This window comes from Embleya sp. NPDC059213 (assembly GCF_042754445.1).
Lineage (GTDB): Bacteria > Actinomycetota > Actinomycetes > Streptomycetales > Streptomycetaceae > Embleya.
On sequence record NZ_JBHZAV010000025.1, the window covers coordinates 36,578 to 55,465 of the forward strand.

Sequence of the window (18,888 nt, forward strand, 5' to 3'; positions counted from 1 at the left end):
CAAACTCTAGGGGAGATCGTTACGCCGTCCGGTGTAGCCACACCGTCCGAAGCGTTGGAATTTCGTGGCGTGTCGCGACCGAAGAAGCCCTGGTCGCAGGCTTATTCCGGCATTTGCGGGCAGAAGCCACCGTCACTCGCCCGAGTGATCCGCCGTAACGTGCGAGGATCGGGGAGAGATGTCACACGCACTGCACGAGCCGATCCTCGACTGGTACTCGGCCAATCAACGCGATCTGCCCTGGCGCACCCCCGACGCATCCGCGTGGGCGGTGGTGGTCAGCGAGTTCATGCTGCAACAGACCCCCGTGGCGCGGGTGTTGCCGGTCTACCGGGCCTGGTTGACGCGCTGGCCCACGCCGGCCGCGCTGGCCGCCGACGAGCCGGGCGAGGCGGTGCGGATGTGGGGCCGACTCGGCTACCCACGCCGCGCGCTGCGGCTGCACGGCGCGGCCGTCGCGATGGTCGAGCGCCACGCCGGCGATGTCCCGTCCGCACACGCCGATCTGCTGGCCCTGCCGGGCGTCGGCGAGTACACCGCCGCGGCCGTCGCCTCGTTCGCGTTCCGGCAACGGCACATCGTGCTGGACACCAACGTGCGCCGAGTGATCGGGCGGGCGGTCACCGGCGTCGAGTACCCGCCGCAGGCCACCACGCCGGCCGAGCGGCGCACCGCGACCACGCTGCTGCCCGCCGACACGGAACGCGCCGCGACCTGGGCAGTGGCGATCATGGAACTCGGCGCGCTGGTGTGCACCGCGAAGTCGCCCAAGTGCGTGGGTTGTCCGATCGCCGCACTGTGCGCCTGGCGGCTGGCGGGCAAGCCCGCGTACGAGGGCCCGCCCCGACGCGGCCAGACCTACGCGGGTACCGACCGCCAGGTCCGCGGTCGCCTGCTCGCGGTGCTGCGGGAAAGTGCCGAACCGGTGTCCCAGGCCGCGTTGGACGCGGTATGGGACGAGCCCGTCCAACGCGCACGGGCACTGGACGGGCTGGTCGCGGACGGGCTGGTCGAGCCGTTGGCGGCGGGCGTGTACCGGTTGCCCGCCGGCCCGCTCAGCGGCAGTACTTCTTCTCCGCCTCGATCGGATTCGTCGGAATCCGCATCGAGTTCCGTTCCGGCGACCCGATGAGGTTCTTCCAGAATCGCGATACCGACATGGGCTCGCGGGTCGCTTCCTGAAGTTCGCGAATACCGCCGCAGTTCAATGCCCGCCGGGCCGCCTCGACCTTGGCCGGATCGACATTGCGCAGGTCCAGTGGGGTACCCGGCTGGGTGAAGTCGGCCAGAATCCATTCGATGTAGGTCAGCTTGTCGTGCCCGGACCGGGTCCGATAGTCGAGGTCCAGGTGTGCGCCGAGCGGATTCGCCAGGCCGAAGATGTCGATCGCCAGACCCGAGGTCGGCACCAGCACCGCGGGTTGCCCGAGCGCGCCGTAGACCACCGAGTCGGTGATCGGGACGTGGTACTTGAGCGGCGCGGAGCGGAAGTCGAAGTTCAACATCCAGAACTTGTCGGGCTCGTGGTAGTAGGTCAGGTAGACGAACTGCGCACCGGGCGTCGCGGCGTCCTTCTTCCACTCGACGCCCACGCCCTCCAGCCGCTTCACGAACGCGTCCCGATAGGACTTCGCGGTGACCGGGTTCCGCTCGCCGGTCCAGGTCACGTACCACGAGCGGGTGTCCTCGATGTTCTGCGGACCGAAGCCCTGGTACGGCACCCGCATCGAGGCCGCGCAGACCACCGACCACACGGCCAGCCCCGCCGCGGTGCTCGCGTACAGCCGCTGCAACGGCAACACCAGCACCGGCAGCAGGAACGCGAACGTGCCGGGCAGCAGCAGCCGGGCGTGCATGAAGTCGCCGCCGACCACGATCACATAGCCGAGCAACACGCTGCCCACGACCAGCGCGGTCGCGGTCAGCACCCGGATCCGGTAGCGCTCGAAGTCGCCGACCGAACGGCCCACGGTGACCAACAGACCGACCGCCACCACGGTGAGCAGCAGCGGCGCCCAGATGTTGTACGGGCTCGCGTAGTCCTCGAAGTAGGTCCAGCCGCGACCGATGTCGGTCTTGGTGCCCTCCTTGGCTATCGCCGTATTGGGCAACAGGACGCCGTAGTAGCCCATCCGGAAGATCTGGTAGAGCACCGGGAGCAGGCCGCCGCACAACGCGAGCAGGGCCAGCCGCTTCGGGGTCGGCCGCAGCAGCAACCACGCCGCAACGGCGAACACGATCGTGCCCAACGCGAGGTCGGGCCGCACCAGTACGCCCATGCCGAGCGCGAACGAGGTCCACGCCTGGCGGGCGAGGGAGCTGTCCCGGTCCAGCCGGGCCAACAGCGTCCAACTCGTGCCCAGCCAGACGAAGATCAGCCCCATCTCCAGACCGGACGTGGCGAAGTCCCAGAACGGCGGCAGCGCGGCGATCACCAACGCCCCGGCGGGCAGCGGCCACCCGCCACCCGGGAGATCGCGGTACAGCCGCCGGGTGCCCATCGTGGCGATCGCCAGACCGACCACCGCGCACAGCAGTGAGCCGTAGACCGCGACGGCGACCAGATCGATCCCGGTCACCCCGCCGACCAGCGCGAGCAACCACGGCCACAACGTGGACGTGGCCGCCTCGGCCCGCTCGCCGACATTGAAGTTGGGCCCGTTCCCGTCCAGGATCTGCTGCGAGACCCGCACGAAGATCAGTCCGTCGTCACCGATCCAGCGGCGCCGGAAGGCGGCCAGTCCGAGCAACAGCGCCGGAACCAGCACGACGGCCAGGGCCCATCCGGTCCGCGCGTCCGGCCGATACCACGGTCTTTTTCGCGACATTTCGGGATCGGCATTCCCCGTGACCTCGGTCGCATTATTTTCGACCAAGGCGCTTTCTACGCCCATCGCCCTGCTCCCGAGCTGTTGTCGTCCCGCACACCGATCGGCCGCAATAATATCATCGTTGAAATAGTCGATCGAATTGCCCCTCATGGTTGTTCGACAATTCGATCGAAAACTGTATCGCCAAGCCGCGCAGCGCGTGACATTTCGGCAATAATTCTTTTCCAACGTAACGAAACCACCGGGCAAAAGCATTGCAATGCGCGCCCCGGCGACCCCGATCCCGAACACCGCGCCCCCCGACGCTCCGCCGTGCCCGCCCCACGCGCACTCCCGCACCCGACCCGACAACCTTTGTGTCCCGAATCCCGGCGCCGGGCGCACGGCCCGCGAATACTGGGTGTACACGCGCCCACTACGGAACGCGATACGGCTCGATCGCGGGCGCACACCGATCGAAGGGGGACCCGGTGACGGAGGAAGTCGGACATCACGAGTCCGCGGCGGGCGACGCGATCCGATGCATGGGTTGCCAGGGCACCGGCCTGGACACCTCCGGCCGGGTGTACCGCAGTCGGCATCGCGAGGTGTCGACGATCTGGGCCGGCACCCGCTGCCCGCACTGCCGAGGCACCGGCTGGCTGCACAACGGCCCCACCGACCCACCGGAAGGCTCCCTCGGCGGCCCCTGGCGCACCGGCAGGTGACCGGCTAGCCCCTGTCCGACGAGACGGGTCGCAGGTAGCGGCGGAAGCCCCGAGCCGGGCTCTCGAAGCCGCAGGCCCGGTAGAACTCGTGTGCCTCGGCGTTGTCCGCGGCCAGGATTTGCAGCTTGTAGCACCCCGAGTCGGCGGCCAGCGTGCCGGCCGCGGCCAACAACCGGCGACCGATCCCCAGCCTGCGACGCGCCGCCGCCACCACGACGTTCTCCACGAACATGATCGAGTGCCCGCCTCGGGTGAGATTGGGCAACACCACGCAGTCGGCGGTGCCGACGACGGTCCCGTCCAGATCCGCGACCAGCACCGTACGACCGCGCTGCGTGGCGATGTCCGCCCAGATCAGGTGTGCGTCCTCGATCGGCAGTGGCACATCGCGGGGATGGAACTCGGCGTAGAGCGCGAGCACCCCGGACAAGTCCCGAGCCGTCGCCGGGCGGATCGTCATGGTCATGCCGAGAGCCTACAAATCCCGACCGGCCCACCCCGGGATACGCGCCGGCCCGACCCCTGCGCGAGGTTGCCGCGAACAGCCCGAACAGTGCGCTCGATATCCGGTCGAGCGCCGCCCGTCACTCACCCACTCGGGTGAATCCTGCCGGCCCCGCCGCAGGTCGGCGCCGGTTGCATTCCCGCTGATGACAGCGCCGCGACGGGCACCGGACGGACACCGTCCCGGCCGCCTCCGGTTGTCCCCTCGGCCGATTCGCCGTCTGCTGGTGAGCGGAGCTCCCACACGACGACCGCCATGTCGCGACACCCTCGCCGCGACGCCGGGAACAGGAGCGTTGGCTCGTGAAGACGAATGTCACTCCACAGGAACTGATCGGCCGCAAGATCGTCGATTCCGAAGGCAACAAGATCGGGACCATCGGCCAGGTGTACCTGGACGACCGCACCGGCGAGCCGGAGTGGGTCACCGTCAAGACCGGCATGTTCGGCGGACGCGAGAGCTTCGTGCCCCTGGGTCCGGCCGACATGCAGGGCGACGACCTCCGGGTGCCGTTCGACAAGGAACTCGTCAAGGAGGCGCCGAGCCTGGGCACCGACGAGCACCTCTCGCCGGAGGAAGAGGCTCGCCTCTACCGCCACTACAGCGTCACGCCGTCCGGCGGCATGACCCGCACCGAGACCCCCCGAGGCACCGGGACCGACACCGGCACCGCCGCGGCTGCCGGAGCCGCCGGTACCGCGGGAGCGGCCGGGGCGGCCGGCACCCACCGGCGCGAGGACATGTCCAAGTCGCAGCTCGCGGGCTCGGACGACGGCTTCGAGGAGCTGACCGGCAAGCACGATCCGTCGGTGCGCACCAACGACCCGCCGGCGGCGAGCGCGGCGGCCGGGATGGCCGGCACCGCGACGCACGATCGGCCGGCGATGGGGCCGGACTCCAAGGCGGGCATGGCGACCTCGGCCCCGACCCGCATGCCCGCGGCCGGCACCGCCACGGGCACCGGCATGGGCACGGGCACCGCCCGGACCACGTCGACGTCCGGCGCGGCCGGTACCGACAACGTGATGACCCGCTCCGAGGAGCGACTCGACGTGCACGTGGAGACGATCGAGACCGGGCGCGTGGCGCTGCGCAAGGTGGTCGAGACCGAGCGGGTGGAAAAGGTCGTCCCCGTGACGCACGAGGAGTGGGAGATCGTCCGCGAGCCGATCGACGGCTCCAACCGCGGCGCCGCGCTCGACGCCCCGGACATGCGCGACAGCTCGCGCGAGATGGTGCTGCACGCCGAACGGGTCGTCGTCCGCAAGGAGGTCGTCGCGGTGGAGCGCATCCGACTGGTGGCCAAGAAGGTGCAGGGCGAGCAGCGGGTGACCGAGGAGGTCCGGCGCGAACGCATCGAATTGCACGATGGGGACAAGGTGCAGGTCCTCGACGGCAAGGGCGAGCGAGCGGACAAGAACAAGCACGGCTAGGCCCGCTCCGCTCCGCTTCCCGCGAAGCCCCCGATCGCCCCCGGCTCATCCCTCCGAGGGCGGCCGGGGGCTTCGCCCCGTGTCGGGCGGACGATCGGCGCGGCCACGGGAAACCGGTGGAAAATCAGCGGTAAATCACCCCTTCCGCCCGGCGTTACTCGCCAGTAGGGTCCGAGGCATGGACCTCACGGTGTTCGCCGTTCCGGTCTTCACCCTTCTCCTGGTCGTCGAGTGGGTGTCGTACCGATTCGCCCCCGACGACAACGAGCGCGGGTACGCGGTGAAGGACACCGCGACGAGCCTGACCATGGGTCTCGGCAGCCTGGCGGTCGGGCTCGGTTGGGGCCTGCTCACCGTGCTTGCCTGGGACGGGCTGCACGAGCTGACCCCGCTGCGGCTGGGGTACACGTGGTGGGCCTGGGCCCTGGTGATCCTCGGCGTGGACTTCTTCTACTACTGGGAACATCGCGCCGGACACGAGATCCGGTTGTTGTGGGCCAGTCATGTCGTGCACCACTCCAGCCGGCACTACAACCTCTCCACCGCACTGCGCCAGACCTGGACCGGGGCGCACCACATCGTGTTCATCGGGCCGATGTTGCTGCTCGGTTTCCCGCCGGCCATGGTGATCACGTCCTTCTCGATCAACCTGCTGTACCAGTTCTGGATCCACACCGAGCGGATCGACAAGCTCTGGAAGCCGATCGAGTACGTCTTCAACACGCCCTCCCACCACCGCGTGCACCACGGTTCGAACCGGCAGTACCTGGACCGCAACTACGGCGGCATCCTGATCCTGTGGGACCGGCTGTTCCGCAGCTTCGAGCCCGAGGGCGAACCGGTGGACTACGGGCTCACCAAGAACATCGGCACCTACAACCCGCTGCGGGTGGCCTTCCACGAATACGCGGCCATCGCACGCGACGTCCGGGCCGCGAGCACCTGGCGGGTGCGGTTCGGCCGGGTGTTGCGCGGGCCGGGCTGGCAGCCCGCGACCGAGGCGATCGCCCCGCCCGCCGGCGCCCGGGCCGGCGCGTGAGGGCACGCGCGCTGCTCGCGGCCTACCTGACCCTGGGCGTCGCCGACACGGTTTTCGCCGCGAGTGGCGTGGACGGGCCGCGCTGGGTGAGCAAGACGCTGCTGATGCCGGTGCTGATCGCCTTCGTGTGGGTGGCGGCACGACCCGATGCGGGGCGCGCGGGGCTGCCGATCGGTGCACTGGCGGGCGGGTTCATCGGTGACGTCGGGCTGCTCGTGGATCACGACGCGGCCTTCATGATCGGGATGGCCGGGTTCGCGGTCGGGCACGTCTGCTATCTCCTGGCCTTTCGGCGCCTGGGCGGCACGCTTTCGCCGCGTCGGGCGCTCGGGTACCTGCTCGCGTGGGGCGCGATGATGGCGCTGGTGTGGCGCGGGCTGGACGAACTGCTGGTGCCGGTGCTCGGCTACAGCCTGCTGCTCACCGCGATGGCGGTGTACGCGGCGGGAGTGGGCCGGCGTACCGGGGTCGGCGGCGCGTTGTTCCTGCTCTCGGACGCGGTGATCGCGTTGGGCATCGCCGACGTGGACCTGGTGCCCGGTCAGGACGCGGTGGTGATGCCCACCTACGTGGCCGCCCAGTTGCTCCTCGCGCTCACCTGGGCGGCCTGGCCGTTCGCGCGCCCGGACGCCGAAGAGGCGACGGATCGCTCCGCCGCCTCTTCGGGCTGAGTCTTCGCTCAGTCGGCGTACCTCGCCGCTGCCGCGGTGTACTCCGGCTCCGGGTTCATCGCCGCGGCGAGCCGCAGATACGGCGCGGCCTCGGTGCCGCGGCCGGCCCGCTCCAGGGTCCGGCCGAGTGCGTGCGTGGCCCATGCGTCACACGGGTCGAGTTCGACCACCCGCCGCAGCGTCGCCTCGGCCCGGCCGAGCCGGAGCGCGAGGAAATACGCCCGGCCGGCCAGTTGCTGCACGGCCACGTTGTCGCGCTCGTCCTCCAGCACCGGCTCCAGGATGCGCAGCGCGCCCAACGGGTCGCGTTGCTCGACCAGTTCCTCGGCTACTCGGTAGTTCTCCAGGGTCAGCGTCACGGTGGCTCCCTTCGCGATGCTCGTGACGGTGTCGGACACCTCGCAGAACCGCATACCCCGTCGAGGTATTCCGCAGCCGGTCGCGCGCCGGTCAGGTCCCGGGGACCAGCACCGCGCGGCCGTTGATCCGGCCGTGGTGCAGCCGGTCGTAGACGTCGGCGGCCTGGTCGAGCGGGAACTGCTCCACGTGCGCGCTCACCCCGCCGTGCCGGGCCAGCTCGATCAGCTCGATCAGTTCGGTGCGGGTGCCCCAGTAGGGCGTGCTGACCGAGCACTCGTACGGGAGCAGGCCGAAGCCGACCGGGAGGGTGCCGCCGCCGATGCCGACGATGGTCAGGTCGCCCTCCGTGGCGGCGCACTTCGCGGCCAGGTCGACGGTGGGCTGCACACCGGCGAAGTCGAGCACGAGCTGCGCGCCGAGGCCGTCGGTGGCCTCGCGGACGATCCCGGCGGCCTTGTCGTCGGACCTGATCGCCAGATGCGCACCCGAGGCGCGGGCCAGCTCCAGCTTGTCCTCGCTCACGTCCAGGGCGATCACCCGGGTCGCGGACAACACGCGCAGGAGCTGCACGCCGATGTGGCCCAGGCCGCCGACGCCCAGGACCACGGTGGTGCTTCCCGCGTAGAGCTTGTCCAGCGAGCGCTTGATCGCGTGGTACGGCGTCAGCCCGGCGTCGGTGAGCGGCACGGTCTGCACCGGATCCAGGTCACCGATCGGGACCAGGTGCCGGGCGTCGTCGATCAGCACGTAGTCGGCGAGCGCGCCCGGGGCGCCCAGGCCGGGCGGTCGGATGCCCAGCTCGCCGGCGCGCGTGCAGTAGTTCTCCTTGCCCTGCGCACAAGCGTGACAGGCACCGCAGCCCCACGGCCCGTAGACGACGACCGCGTCGCCGAGCGCGAAGCCGGTGACCCCGTCGCCGAGCGCGGCCACGATGCCGGCGCCCTCGTGGCCGAGGGTGAGCGGGGCGTCGGGACCGAAGGTTCCGGTCGGTTGACTCATCACGAAGATGTCGGAGTGACAGACACCGCCGGCGGTGACCTTCAGCAGCACCTGCCCGGGGCCCGGTTCGGGCGCGGGGATCTCCCGCACCTCGACCGGCTTGCCGAACTCGACGTATTGGACGGCCTTCATGGGTTTCTCCCTTTCCGGCGTACCGGCCCCGTGTGATACACGAGTGATGCCCGGGTGGCACGGTGGGCCGGCGACGTCAATGGTGAGGCTATTACTCACCAACCGAATGGATTACCCGGGCGGGGTATCCGCGGACCCGCGCTACGGCGCGGTGTAGCCGCCGTCCACCAGGTGGTAACTGCCGGTCACGAAGGCGGCCCGATCGGAGAGCAGGAAGGCGACCGGCTCGGTCACCTCCTCGACCGTGCCGAGTCGGCCCATCGGGTGCAGCCTGGCCAGCGCGGCGTGCGCCTCGGCGTCGGATTCCTTCAGCAGCGGGGTCTCGATGAAGCCCGGGCCGACCGCGTTGACCCGGATCCCCTGCTGCGCGTACTCGATCGCGGCGGTCTTGGTCAGGCCCAGCACGCCGTGTTTGGCGGCCACGTAGCCGACCGCGTTCGGGAAGCCGACCGAGGACAGGATCGAGGCCATGTTGACGATCGCGCCGCCACCGGACTCCAGCATCGCCGGAATCTGGTGGCGCATCCCGTAGAAGACACCGCTCAGGTTGATCTCGATCACCTTGCGCCACCCGTCCGTCGGGTACTCGCCGGTGTGCGCGTGCGGGCCGGTGATGCCCGCGTTGTTCACCGCCAGGTGCAGCCCGCCGAACGCCTCCACCGCCGCGCGCACGAGCGCCGCGCAGGACTGCGGTTCGGCCACGTCCACCCGCATCCCCCGGGCGGTGCCGCCGGCCTCGGTGATCTCGGCGGCGACCCGGGCCGCGCCGTCGTCGTCGAGGTCGGCGACCACGACGTTCGCGCCGTCGGCGGCGAGTCGGCGGGCGATCGCGGCGCCGATGCCCGAGGCGGCTCCGGTGACGATGGCGGTCCTGGTCGCGAAGTCGGCGCTCATGCCTTCGATCCTGCGAGCGGGCGAGCGCCGGCGCCCGTCGGACGGGACCTAATGGGGGACGGCCGCGACCGGTCTCACAGGCCGTTCAGGGCCACGTCGATGCCGCGCCGGACGATGTCCGCCTTGGTCTCGTCCGGGAGATGGGCCAATTCGGTGTCCAGCAACAACACGCTCAACCCGTGCACGGCGGACCACATCACCACGTCGGAGTACTCGCGCCGTTCGGCCGGGAGACGACCGAGCACGACCAGTTCGTCCAGCGCCTGGGACATCAGCGAGTAGGACTCCTCCGATTCGTCCGGCGTGCCGGGCAGATGCCCGTCGTCCTCGCCCGCCGCGCGGGCCGCCTGCCGACGGCCGATCAGCGGCTCGCCCTCGGCGGCACCGTGGAAGATGGTCCGGAACAGGCCGGGCTCGGCGAACGCGAAGCGCACGTAGCCCAGCCCCGCCGCCCGCAGCCGACGCAGCGCCTCGTCGCCCGGATCCGCACACGGCTCGCCCGCGGCCAATTCGGCCCGCATCGTCGCCGCGAGCATCGCCAGACCGCGATCCTTGACCGCCACGACCAACTCGTGATGGTTGGCGAAGTGCCGGTAGGCGGCGGTGGAGGACACCCCCGTCGCGCGCGCCGCCTCGCGCAACACGATCGCCTGCGGGCCGCCGGCCCGGGCCCGTTCCACCGCGGCCTCGGTCAGCGCGTTGCGCAGGTCGCCGTGGTGGTATCCGCGACGACCCGAGGTGCCGGCGGCTTGCTCGCTTGCCATGGTTCTCCGTTCGATCCAGCCCCATGTTGACACTGCGCACATTCAATGCCAAGTTATCAATGCAAACATTGTTATCGCCGTCAACATGATGTCTCCGGCTCCGGCACCCGTCTCCCCACGGACCACATGGAAGGTCGATGATCATGCTCGAACGACTAGGGGATCTCGTATTCCGCCGAGCACGCGCCGTGCTCGTGGTCGGCACGTTGTTGTTGCTCGTCTCGGCCGGGGTCGGCTTCGGTGCCTTCGGCAAGCTCCAGTCGGGCGGGTTCGACGCACCGGATTCGGCCTCCACCCGGGCCCAGGACGAGATCAAGCACACCTTCGGCGGCCGACCCAACCTGGTGGTCGAGGTCCGCGCCAAGGACGGCTCGAACGTCGACGCACCGGCCGTCGCGGAGGCCGGCCGGCGCCTCACCGCATCCCTCGCGGCCGCCCCCGGCTTCGACCAGGTGGTCTCCTACTGGACCACCAACGCGCCCGGACTCAAGGCCGACGGGGGCCGCGGCGCACTGCTCGTCGCCCATTCGGTCGAGGACGACGTCAGCGAGTTGCCCAAGGCCGCGCAACTGCCCCCGGACAGCCCGCTCAAGGTCCGGATCGGCGGTGAAGCCTCGATCGGACCGGCGGTCAACGGACAGGTCGGCAAGAGCCTGGCGATCGCCGAGTCGATCGCGATACCGCTGACCATGCTGCTGCTCGTGCTCGCCTTCGGCAGTCTGATCGCGGCCCTGGTCCCGCTCGTGATCGGGTTCATCGCGATCATGGGCACCTTCGCCGAGTTGTTCGTTCTCGGCAGCCTGACCGACGTATCGATCTTCTCGATCAACCTGACCACGGCCCTGGGCCTGGGCCTGGCGATCGACTACGCGCTGCTGATCGTGGCCCGACATCGCGAGTTGCTGCACGCGGGGCACGATCTGCACGACGCGGTGGTGGGCACACTGCGTACCGCCGGGCGGACCATCCTGTTCTCCGCCGCGACGGTGGCCGCCGCGCTCGCCGTACTGCTGGTCTTCCCGCAGTACTTCCTGCGCTCGTTCGCGTACGCGGGGATCGGCGTGGTGATCATCTCCGCGCTCGCCGCGCTGATCATCGCACCGGCCCTGCTGACCGTGCTCGGACCGCGCGTGGAGTCGATGCGGATCAAGGGCGTGCGAGGCGTCCAGGGCGGCGAGGCGCCGGTGTGGTCGCGGCTGGCCGGCTTCGTCACCAGGCGGCCCGCGCTCACCGCGCTGCCGGTGCTGGCGGTGCTGCTGGTGGCCGCCTCGCCGCTGCTCGGGGTCAAGTTCGGCACGCCCGACGAACGGGTCCTGCCGACGAGCACCGAGGCCCGTCAGGTCGGCGACACGCTGCGCGCGGACTACAGCCTCGACGACACCCGCTCGCTGGACGTGGTGCTGCTCGGCACCGGCGCCCAGGCCCCGGTGGACGCCTACGCGGGCCGGCTCGCCGCGCTGCCGGGCGTGACCCGGGTGGACACCGCCGGGCCGGACCGGATCCGACCCGACGCGCGCCTGCTCTCGGTGATCACCACGCTGCCCGCCAAGTCGGACGCCGCCCAGGACCTGGTCCGCGACGTCCGGGCGGTCCCCGCACCGGACCGCACCGAGGCCCTGGTCGGCGGTACGGACGCGCGCCTGGTCGACACCAAGACCTCGATCGGCGACCGGCTGCCGCTCGCCTTCGGGCTGATCGTGCTCAGTACGTTCGTGCTGCTGTTCCTGTTCACCGGAAGCATCCTGCAACCGCTGCGCGCGTTGCTCCTGAACGGGATCAGCATCATGGCCGCGGTCGGCATCACCGTGTGGGTCTTCCAGGACGGGCATCTCGCCGACCTGCTCGGCTTCACCCCGCTGCCCATGGACACCTCGATGACGGTGCTGCTGTTCTGCATCGCGTTCGCGCTGTCGATGGACTACGAGGTGTTCGTGACCAGCCGGATCAAGGAACTGCACGACGCCGGGGCGTCCGACGAGGACGCGGTCCGGCAGGGGCTGGGACGCACCGGACGGATTGTCACCACCGCCGCGGCGCTGCTCGCGGTGACCTTCGTGGCGTTCCTGACCAGCAGCGTGAGCTTCCTGCAGCTCTTCGGCTTCGGTGCGGCCCTGGCGATCCTGCTGGACGCGACCCTGGTCCGGGGCATCCTGGTGCCGGCCGCGATGCGCGTGCTGGGCCGGCACGCCTGGTACGCGCCGCGGTTCCTGCGCCGGGTGCACGCCCGGGTGGGCCTGCGCGAGTCGGCCGAGTCGGTGCCGCCGGCGCGATCCGAAGCGGCAGGCCGAGCCGACGAGCAGATCACCGACGGCGTGCACTGATCCGGCGCCCCACCCGGCGCCGAACCGCCACGACGAAGGGGCCGCCCCCGGGAAGTGATTCCCGGGGGCGGCCCCTTCGTCGTCGTGCGCGGTCTCCCGCGAACCCGACTACTCCTTGGTCAGGTTCGGGCCCGAGCCGGTCGCCTCGATGGGCGGTGCGTCCGGCAGCGGGGCCTTCTCCATGCCCTCGAAGGTGAACTGCTCGTCCTTGCCCTCACCCTCGGTGTCGACCACGATGATCGACCCGGAGCGCAGCTCGCCGTAGAGGATCTTCTCGGAGAGGTTGTCCTCGATCTGGCGCTGGATCGTCCGCCGGAGCGGACGGGCACCCAGCAGCGGGTCGTAGCCCCGCTTGGCGAGCAGTGCCTTGGCGGCGGGACGCAGCTCGATGCCCATGTCCCGGTCGCGCAGCCGCTCGTCCACCTTGGCGATCATCAGGTCGACGATCTGGATGATGTCTTCCTCGGAAAGCTGGTGGAAGACGATCGTGTCGTCGACACGGTTGAGGAACTCGGGACGGAAGTGCTGCTTCAGCTCTTCGTTGACCTTCGCCTTCATCCGGTCGTAACCGGTCTTGACGTCGGACGATCCGGAGAAACCGAGGCCGAAGCCCTTCGAGATGTCCCGCGTGCCGAGGTTGGTCGTCATGATGATGACGGTGTTCTTGAAGTCCACCACCCGACCCTGGGAATCGGTCAGTCGACCGTCCTCCAGAATCTGCAGCAGCGAGTTGAAGATGTCCGGGTGGGCCTTCTCGACCTCGTCGAACAGAACCACCGAGAAAGGCTTGCGACGGACCTTCTCGGTGAGCTGGCCACCCTCTTCGTAACCCACATATCCGGGCGGCGAACCGAACAGCCGGGAGACCGTGTGCTTCTCGGAGAACTCGCTCATGTCCAGCTGGATGAGCGCGTCCTCGTCGCCGAAGAGGAACTCGGCGAGCGTCTTGGACAGCTCGGTCTTACCGACGCCGGACGGGCCGGCGAAGATGAACGAACCACCGGGACGCTTCGGGTCCTTGAGTCCGGCGCGGGTGCGCCGAATGGCCTGGGAGAGCGCCTTGATGGCGTCCTTCTGGCCGATGACCCGCTTGTGCAGCTCGTCCTCCATGCGGAGCAGACGGGCCGACTCCTCCTCGGTCAGCTTGAAGACCGGGATGCCGGTGGCGGTCGAGAGAACCTCTGCGATCAGTTCCTCGTCGACCTCGGCCACGACGTCCATGTCGCCGGCCTTCCACTCCTTCTCCCGCTTCGCCTTGTCGGCGAGCAGCTTCTTCTCGCTGTCGCGCAGGGACGCGGCCTTCTCGAAGTCCTGCGCGTCGATCGCGGACTCCTTGTCCCGACGCACGTTGGCGATCTTCTCGTCGAACTCGCGCAGGTCCGGCGGCGCGGTCATGCGCCGGATGCGCATCCGCGAGCCGGCCTCGTCGATGAGGTCGATCGCCTTGTCCGGCAGGAACCGGTCGGAGATGTACCGGTCCGCGAGCGTCGCCGCGGCCACCAGGGCCTGGTCGGTGATCGACACGCGGTGGTGCGCCTCGTAGCGGTCGCGCAGACCCTTGAGGATCTCGATCGTGTGCGGCAGTGACGGTTCCGCGACCTGGATCGGCTGGAACCGGCGCTCGAGCGCCGCGTCCTTCTCCAGGTGCTTGCGGTATTCGTCGAGCGTGGTCGCACCGATCGTCTGCAGCTCGCCTCGCGCCAGCATCGGCTTGAGGATGCTCGCCGCGTCGATCGCGCCTTCGGCGGCACCCGCACCGACGAGCGTGTGCAGCTCGTCGATGAACAGGATGATGTCGCCTCGGGTGCGGATCTCCTTGAGCACCTTCTTCAGCCGCTCCTCGAAGTCACCGCGGTAGCGGGAACCCGCCACCAGCGCGCCGAGGTCCAGCGTGTAGAGCTGCTTGTCCTTGAGCGTCTCGGGCACCTCGCCCTTGACGATCGCCTGGGCCAGGCCCTCGACGACGGCGGTCTTGCCGACGCCGGGCTCGCCGATCAGGACGGGGTTGTTCTTGGTGCGGCGGGACAGCACCTGCATGACCCGCTCGATTTCCTTCTCGCGCCCGATGACCGGGTCGAGCTTGCCTTCGCGCGCCGCCTGGGTCAGGTTGCGCCCGAACTGGTCGAGCACGAGGGACGTGGAAGGCGTCCCCTCCTGGCCGCTGCCGCCCGGCGCGGCGGATTCCTTGCCGGTGGAGTAGCCGGAGAGCAACTGGATGACCTGCTGGCGGACCCGGTTGAGGTCGGCGCCCAGCTTCACGAGGACCTGGGCGGCGACGCCCTCGCCCTCGCGGATCAGGCCGAGCAGGATGTGCTCGGTGCCGATGTAGTTGTGGCCGAGCTGGAGCGCCTCGCGAAGCGACAGCTCGAGGACCTTCTTCGCACGGGGCGTGAAGGGGATGTGACCGGACGGGGCCTGCTGACCCTGACCGATGATCTCCTCAACCTGCTGACGCACTGCCTCAAGCGAGATGCCGAGGCTCTCCAGGGCCTTCGCAGCGACGCCCTCACCCTCGTGGATGAGGCCGAGGAGGATGTGCTCAGTACCGATGTAGTTGTGGTTGAGCATCCGGGCCTCCTCCTGAGCCAGGACGACAACCCGCCGCGCGCGGTCGGTGAACCTCTCGAACATCGTTATCGCTCCTCAGAGCGGTCGTGCAGATCGGGGACGGTCCCCTCCCTGTCCTTCCGCATGCTAGTCCTGCACGCAGGACCGCTCGATTCGTCCGTGAAGACGTGCGACCCACGTGTTGCGGACCGCTTTGGACAACTAGTCAAACCCGATGGTGCGTGTCGGTGTTCCCGCCGGCCACGTCCTGAGGCCGATTCCGAGTACGCCAGAAGCGAACGCGGTATTTTCCGATCCCGTCGCGACCCGGCGACGGCACCGATCACACCTCCCCGAGTCCCCTCCATGGTCGGGTCATACCCAGGACGACACCCGCTGTATACCGGCAGGTCACGACCGCTGTGCGGGCATCCACACGGGCACTCGGGCAGGCCCGGCGCGACCGGCCCGCCCGACATGTCACTCATCGCGGTTGGCATATCACCTTTCGTAACCTCGCTGTCGTCCCGGAGTTGAACACGTTATGGCAGCCACGCTTGTTTTCGCGTCCCGTTCGGCGCCCGTCGTGCCGGGCCCGTTGGACGAGGCCCTCTGGTACGCGCGTGCCCTGGGCTGGCCGGCGGGTCCGGGATCGGCCGACGCGAAGGGCGGGCTCGCGGTGGCGACCACCGATCCGCAGGTGCTCTCGCGACACTGGGCGGCCGACCCGTCGGCGTCGGTCCGGCTGGCCGCCGGGGTGCGGTTCGACGTCCTGGACGTTCCCGGGGCGGCGGGCGTCCGGGCCCTGGACCGGGCCGAGCGGCTGGGCGTCCCGGTCGGGCCGGTGGCCGCGACCGGGACCGGCCGGATCCAGTTCTTCGTGGCCCCCGGGGTCGCGGACGATCTGCCCGCCCTGCTGGACTGGCTGGACTGGGCCGACCTGGACCTGGACCTGCGCGCGTACGGCGAGGGCGACACGGTGGCCGCGCCGTCGCCGTGGCCGGCCACGTGGCGGGCGCCGTGGCCCCGGTCGTGGGAGCACGCGCGCTGGTTGCGCCCGCCGGTCGACGCGGGCCGAGTGCGCCCCGTCGAGCACCTCGCCGCCCTCGGCGCCGTGCTGCACGTGGATGTGCGCTTTCCGGACGTCACCCGGCTGCTGAGCACGTTGGCGCACGCGTGCCAGCATGTGCGGCTGTTCCCCCGGCCGCGGGCCACCGAGCCGAGGCCGCTGACCCACCACCGCCCGGTACCGGCCTGAAGCACGGCCGGGCCGGCGCTCCGGGCCCGCCCCGGCCCCGGAAAAACGACATGAGCGGTGCCCTCCCCCGGTTCGTTCGGGGGAGGGCACCGCTCGATGATGGCGTCGACGATCAGGCGTGGGCCTTCTCGTAGGCGTCGCGAATGTTGCCCGGCACGCGACCGCGCTCGCTCACGTCGTAGCCGTTCTCCTTGGCCCAGGCGCGGATCTTGGCGGTGTCGCCGGAGGCGGCACCACCCTTGACCACCTGGCGGACGCCGCGGCGCGCGGCGACCCGGCCACCGGTCTTGCGGCCGGCCTCGACGTAGGTCGTCAGGGCCGCGCGGAGCTGCTCTGCGTGCGTGGCGCTCAGGTCGATCTCGTAGGAGACACCGTCGAGCGCGAACGTCACCGTCTCATCGGCCTTGCCGCCGTCGAGGTCGTCAACGAGAAGAATCTGGACCTTCTGTGCCACCAGGATTCCCTTTCATCGGGAGGGTTCAACCAACTCAAGAAAAGGAAACCGCTTTCTGCGGGAAAATACAAACCCACCCGCGCGGAACCCGTCCGGCCGGCAATACGTTACCGGGTTTGTGGTTGCCACTTCACCGCACACCACACCGTCATCGGCAAGAAGCGTCAAGGGGTTCGCCGGCATGGGTCACGCGATCTCCACCACACTCGCGCGGTCTACGCGGATCGAGATCACTGCCAGAGATGGAGCAGCATCCGCGTGTTGCCAAGGGTGTTGGGTTTGACGCGTTCCAGATCCAAAAACTCGGCGACGCCCTCGTCGTACGAACGCATCAGTTCACTGTAGACATCGCGGTCGATCGGCGTCTCCTCGATCTCGACGAAGCCGTGCTTCACGAAGAAGTCGACCTCGAAGGTCAAGCAGAATATCCGCCGAACACCGAGCCAACGCGCGGTCTCCAGGAGTTTGCTGAGCAAGAGGTGGCCCACTCCGTGGCCGCGGCACACCGGATCCACCGCGAGAGTGCGCACCTCGGCGAGGTCTTCCCACATCACGTGCAGAGCTCCGCAGGCGACCACCTCGCTGTCGGTGTCCCGCTCCGCAACCCAAAACTCCTGCACATCCTCGTAGAGGGTGACCGTGGGTTTGTCCAGAAGGATACGCAGCCCCACGTACCCATCCACAAGGCGTCGAATGGCCCGCACATCGGACGTTCTGGCACGTCGGATCGTCACTTCCATGGGGTGACGCTATCGCGATCACGATAGTCGTCGCCGCTCCGCCCTGTTTACCACCGATCTGCCCCGCTGGTAGCGGAAACACCCCAACCGACGACGGCGGGCCGGACGGCGTTTCGCACCGTCCGGACCTCGCGTTCTTCATACATCCGGATACATCCGGCACCGGATACCCGAGGCCCGCAGCACGGCCGCGGAGTCATCGGGTGCAGTGATCGGATCGAGCGATCAGGTCGGATATGGCCGGATTCCCCCGGTCATTTCCGGGTCGCGGAATCGGCCACGCGCGTGCTCGCACAGGCCGCCTCGGCGTCGTCGCCGCACGCGTCGCGGATGACCGGCTCGGCACCCGGCGTGCTGATGAAACTCGATCGAGCGGTCATCTCGGTTCCGGCCGCACCATGCGGGACCCGGAGTACGAGAATCAGGACGACCTCGGAGCCGGCCCTGATCGGGCCGGTCTTCCACAGTGCGGTGGCCGGGTCGAATTCACCCTGGGACGGCTTGGATTCCATCGGTTTCACGCCTGCCGGCAACGTGTTGCGCACGACCGCGGACTTCGCCTCGCCGTTGCCCGAGTTTCGCACCGTCACCGTGTGGGTGACCGCGTCACCCGGCTCGGCCTGCGCGTGGTCGGCCGTGCGGCGCAATTCCAGCCTGGCCGTCGGGGCCGGGTCCACCTGCCGACCGGGCGGCCCGGTCGAGGTGGGCGCGGGCGGGAACGGCGGCCGGTTCGGCGGCTTCGCCGCGGCGGTGCCCACCCCGAAGTCGGCCGGGCCGGGCAGGCCGGCAATGCGATACCCGGCGACGACGTGCCGAGCGCACTCATCAGGTCCGCGAGCGCGCTCTGCAGCCGCCGCCCGAACTCCGCCCGCATTCGGTCGAGTCGACGGCGCGGGTCGGCCGACACATCGGCGGGCGTGGGGGTGCCGGACACCCGCGAGGACGACCACCCGCTCCACTCGTGCGTTGTGGTCCACCCGTACGACGTGGCGACGGGTTCCGGCTGCCGCTCGGGGGGCCGCGCCCGCCCGGCCGACCATGCCCGGGATCGCGGCCGGCGTTGCGCCCACCGGGACGCCGGCCATCGCGAGGACATGCCCCACTCGGGTTTTAACTCGCATCGTGTCGGCCCACTTTCCGTTCCGCCGTACCGAAGTCGCATTTCTTACGTAGATCATTAATACGATTACGCAGAGTTGCGCCGGGAGCGTTGCGGGCTGCGCCGAACGAATT

At 69.6% G+C, this 18,888-nt stretch carries 17 protein-coding genes; 7 read left to right on the forward strand and 10 right to left on the reverse strand.

The annotated features are described in order from the left end of the window. Window positions 1–178 precede the first annotated feature (178 nt). Window positions 179–1,132: an A/G-specific adenine glycosylase gene (locus ACFXMF_RS12760; protein ID WP_360313111.1), complete on the forward strand. Its 954-nt coding sequence runs from the start codon at window positions 179–181 to the stop codon at window positions 1,130–1,132. Here ACFXMF_RS12760 and ACFXMF_RS12765 read toward each other — a convergent pair. Then, window positions 1,056–2,828, reverse strand: a complete 1,773-nt coding sequence (locus ACFXMF_RS12765; RefSeq protein WP_360313109.1) for a hypothetical protein — start codon at window positions 2,826–2,828, stop codon at window positions 1,056–1,058. The two genes, ACFXMF_RS12760 and ACFXMF_RS12765, sit on opposite strands and share 77 nt — an antisense overlap. 473 nt (window positions 2,829–3,301) lie before the next feature. On the opposite strand from ACFXMF_RS12765, the gene ACFXMF_RS12770 reads away from it, so the two are divergent. Further along, entirely contained in the window at window positions 3,302–3,538 is a 237-nt protein-coding gene (locus tag ACFXMF_RS12770; RefSeq protein WP_360313108.1) for a hypothetical protein, read from the forward strand. Between the two features lie 4 nt (window positions 3,539–3,542). Here the strand turns inward: ACFXMF_RS12770 and ACFXMF_RS12775 are convergent, their stop codons facing one another. Further along, window positions 3,543–4,004 (reverse strand): GNAT family N-acetyltransferase, encoded by a 462-nt coding sequence (locus tag ACFXMF_RS12775; protein WP_360313106.1) that lies wholly within the window; start codon window positions 4,002–4,004, stop codon window positions 3,543–3,545. A 341-nt stretch (window positions 4,005–4,345) separates the two neighbouring features. On the opposite strand from ACFXMF_RS12775, the gene ACFXMF_RS12780 reads away from it, so the two are divergent. From ACFXMF_RS12780 to ACFXMF_RS12790, 3 genes are all read left to right on the forward strand, one after another. After that, window positions 4,346–5,476 (forward strand): DUF2382 domain-containing protein, encoded by a 1,131-nt coding sequence (locus tag ACFXMF_RS12780; RefSeq protein ID WP_379988200.1) that lies wholly within the window; start codon window positions 4,346–4,348, stop codon window positions 5,474–5,476. A gap of 178 nt (window positions 5,477–5,654) precedes the next feature. Continuing rightward, window positions 5,655–6,515, forward strand: a complete 861-nt coding sequence (locus ACFXMF_RS12785) for a sterol desaturase family protein (RefSeq protein ID WP_360313102.1) — start codon at window positions 5,655–5,657, stop codon at window positions 6,513–6,515. Continuing rightward, window positions 6,512–7,186: a lysoplasmalogenase gene (locus ACFXMF_RS12790; protein ID WP_379988201.1), complete on the forward strand. Its 675-nt coding sequence runs from the start codon at window positions 6,512–6,514 to the stop codon at window positions 7,184–7,186. The genes ACFXMF_RS12785 and ACFXMF_RS12790 overlap by 4 nt, the downstream gene beginning before the upstream one ends. 8 nt (window positions 7,187–7,194) lie before the next feature. Here ACFXMF_RS12790 and ACFXMF_RS12795 read toward each other — a convergent pair whose 3' ends face one another. The 4 genes from ACFXMF_RS12795 to ACFXMF_RS12810 all read right to left on the reverse strand — a co-directional run bounded on the left by ACFXMF_RS12795 (window position 7,195) and on the right by ACFXMF_RS12810 (window position 10,335). Continuing rightward, window positions 7,195–7,545, reverse strand: a complete 351-nt coding sequence (locus tag ACFXMF_RS12795; protein WP_360313098.1) for a tetratricopeptide repeat protein — start codon at window positions 7,543–7,545, stop codon at window positions 7,195–7,197. 91 nt (window positions 7,546–7,636) lie between these two features. Continuing rightward, window positions 7,637–8,677, reverse strand: coding sequence for an NAD(P)-dependent alcohol dehydrogenase (locus ACFXMF_RS12800; protein ID WP_379988202.1), 1,041 nt, complete (start codon window positions 8,675–8,677; stop codon window positions 7,637–7,639). A 141-nt stretch (window positions 8,678–8,818) separates the two neighbouring features. Then, window positions 8,819–9,571, reverse strand: coding sequence for an SDR family NAD(P)-dependent oxidoreductase (locus ACFXMF_RS12805; RefSeq protein WP_379988203.1), 753 nt, complete (start codon window positions 9,569–9,571; stop codon window positions 8,819–8,821). A 74-nt stretch (window positions 9,572–9,645) separates the two neighbouring features. Beyond that, entirely contained in the window at window positions 9,646–10,335 is a 690-nt protein-coding gene (locus tag ACFXMF_RS12810; protein WP_360313092.1) for a TetR/AcrR family transcriptional regulator, read from the reverse strand. Window positions 10,336–10,478: 143 nt separating this feature from the next. On the opposite strand from ACFXMF_RS12810, the gene ACFXMF_RS12815 reads away from it, so the two are divergent. After that, on the forward strand, window positions 10,479–12,656 hold the full coding sequence (locus ACFXMF_RS12815; RefSeq protein WP_379988204.1) for an MMPL family transporter: 2,178 nt from the start codon (window positions 10,479–10,481) through the stop codon (window positions 12,654–12,656). A 108-nt stretch (window positions 12,657–12,764) separates the two neighbouring features. Here ACFXMF_RS12815 and ACFXMF_RS12820 read toward each other — a convergent pair whose 3' ends face one another. Continuing rightward, entirely contained in the window at window positions 12,765–15,287 is a 2,523-nt protein-coding gene (locus ACFXMF_RS12820; protein WP_355542773.1) for an ATP-dependent Clp protease ATP-binding subunit, read from the reverse strand. Window positions 15,288–15,747: 460 nt separating this feature from the next. Between ACFXMF_RS12820 and ACFXMF_RS12825 the strand changes: the two genes are divergently transcribed. Next, window positions 15,748–16,461: an SCO3374 family protein gene (locus ACFXMF_RS12825; RefSeq protein ID WP_360313088.1), complete on the forward strand. Its 714-nt coding sequence runs from the start codon at window positions 15,748–15,750 to the stop codon at window positions 16,459–16,461. Between the two features lie 112 nt (window positions 16,462–16,573). On the opposite strand, the gene ACFXMF_RS12830 is transcribed toward ACFXMF_RS12825, so the two are convergent. From ACFXMF_RS12830 to ACFXMF_RS12840, 3 genes are all read right to left on the reverse strand, one after another. Continuing rightward, window positions 16,574–16,915, reverse strand: coding sequence for an Lsr2 family protein (locus ACFXMF_RS12830; RefSeq protein ID WP_355542767.1), 342 nt, complete (start codon window positions 16,913–16,915; stop codon window positions 16,574–16,576). A gap of 230 nt (window positions 16,916–17,145) precedes the next feature. Next, window positions 17,146–17,655 carry an amino-acid N-acetyltransferase gene (locus ACFXMF_RS12835; protein ID WP_360313086.1) on the reverse strand — a complete coding sequence of 170 codons (510 nt, stop codon included), beginning with the start codon at window positions 17,653–17,655 and terminating at the stop codon, window positions 17,146–17,148. 254 nt (window positions 17,656–17,909) lie between these two features. Next, window positions 17,910–18,833: a DUF11 domain-containing protein gene (locus ACFXMF_RS12840; protein ID WP_379988777.1), complete on the reverse strand. Its 924-nt coding sequence runs from the start codon at window positions 18,831–18,833 to the stop codon at window positions 17,910–17,912. Window positions 18,834–18,888 lie beyond the last annotated feature (55 nt).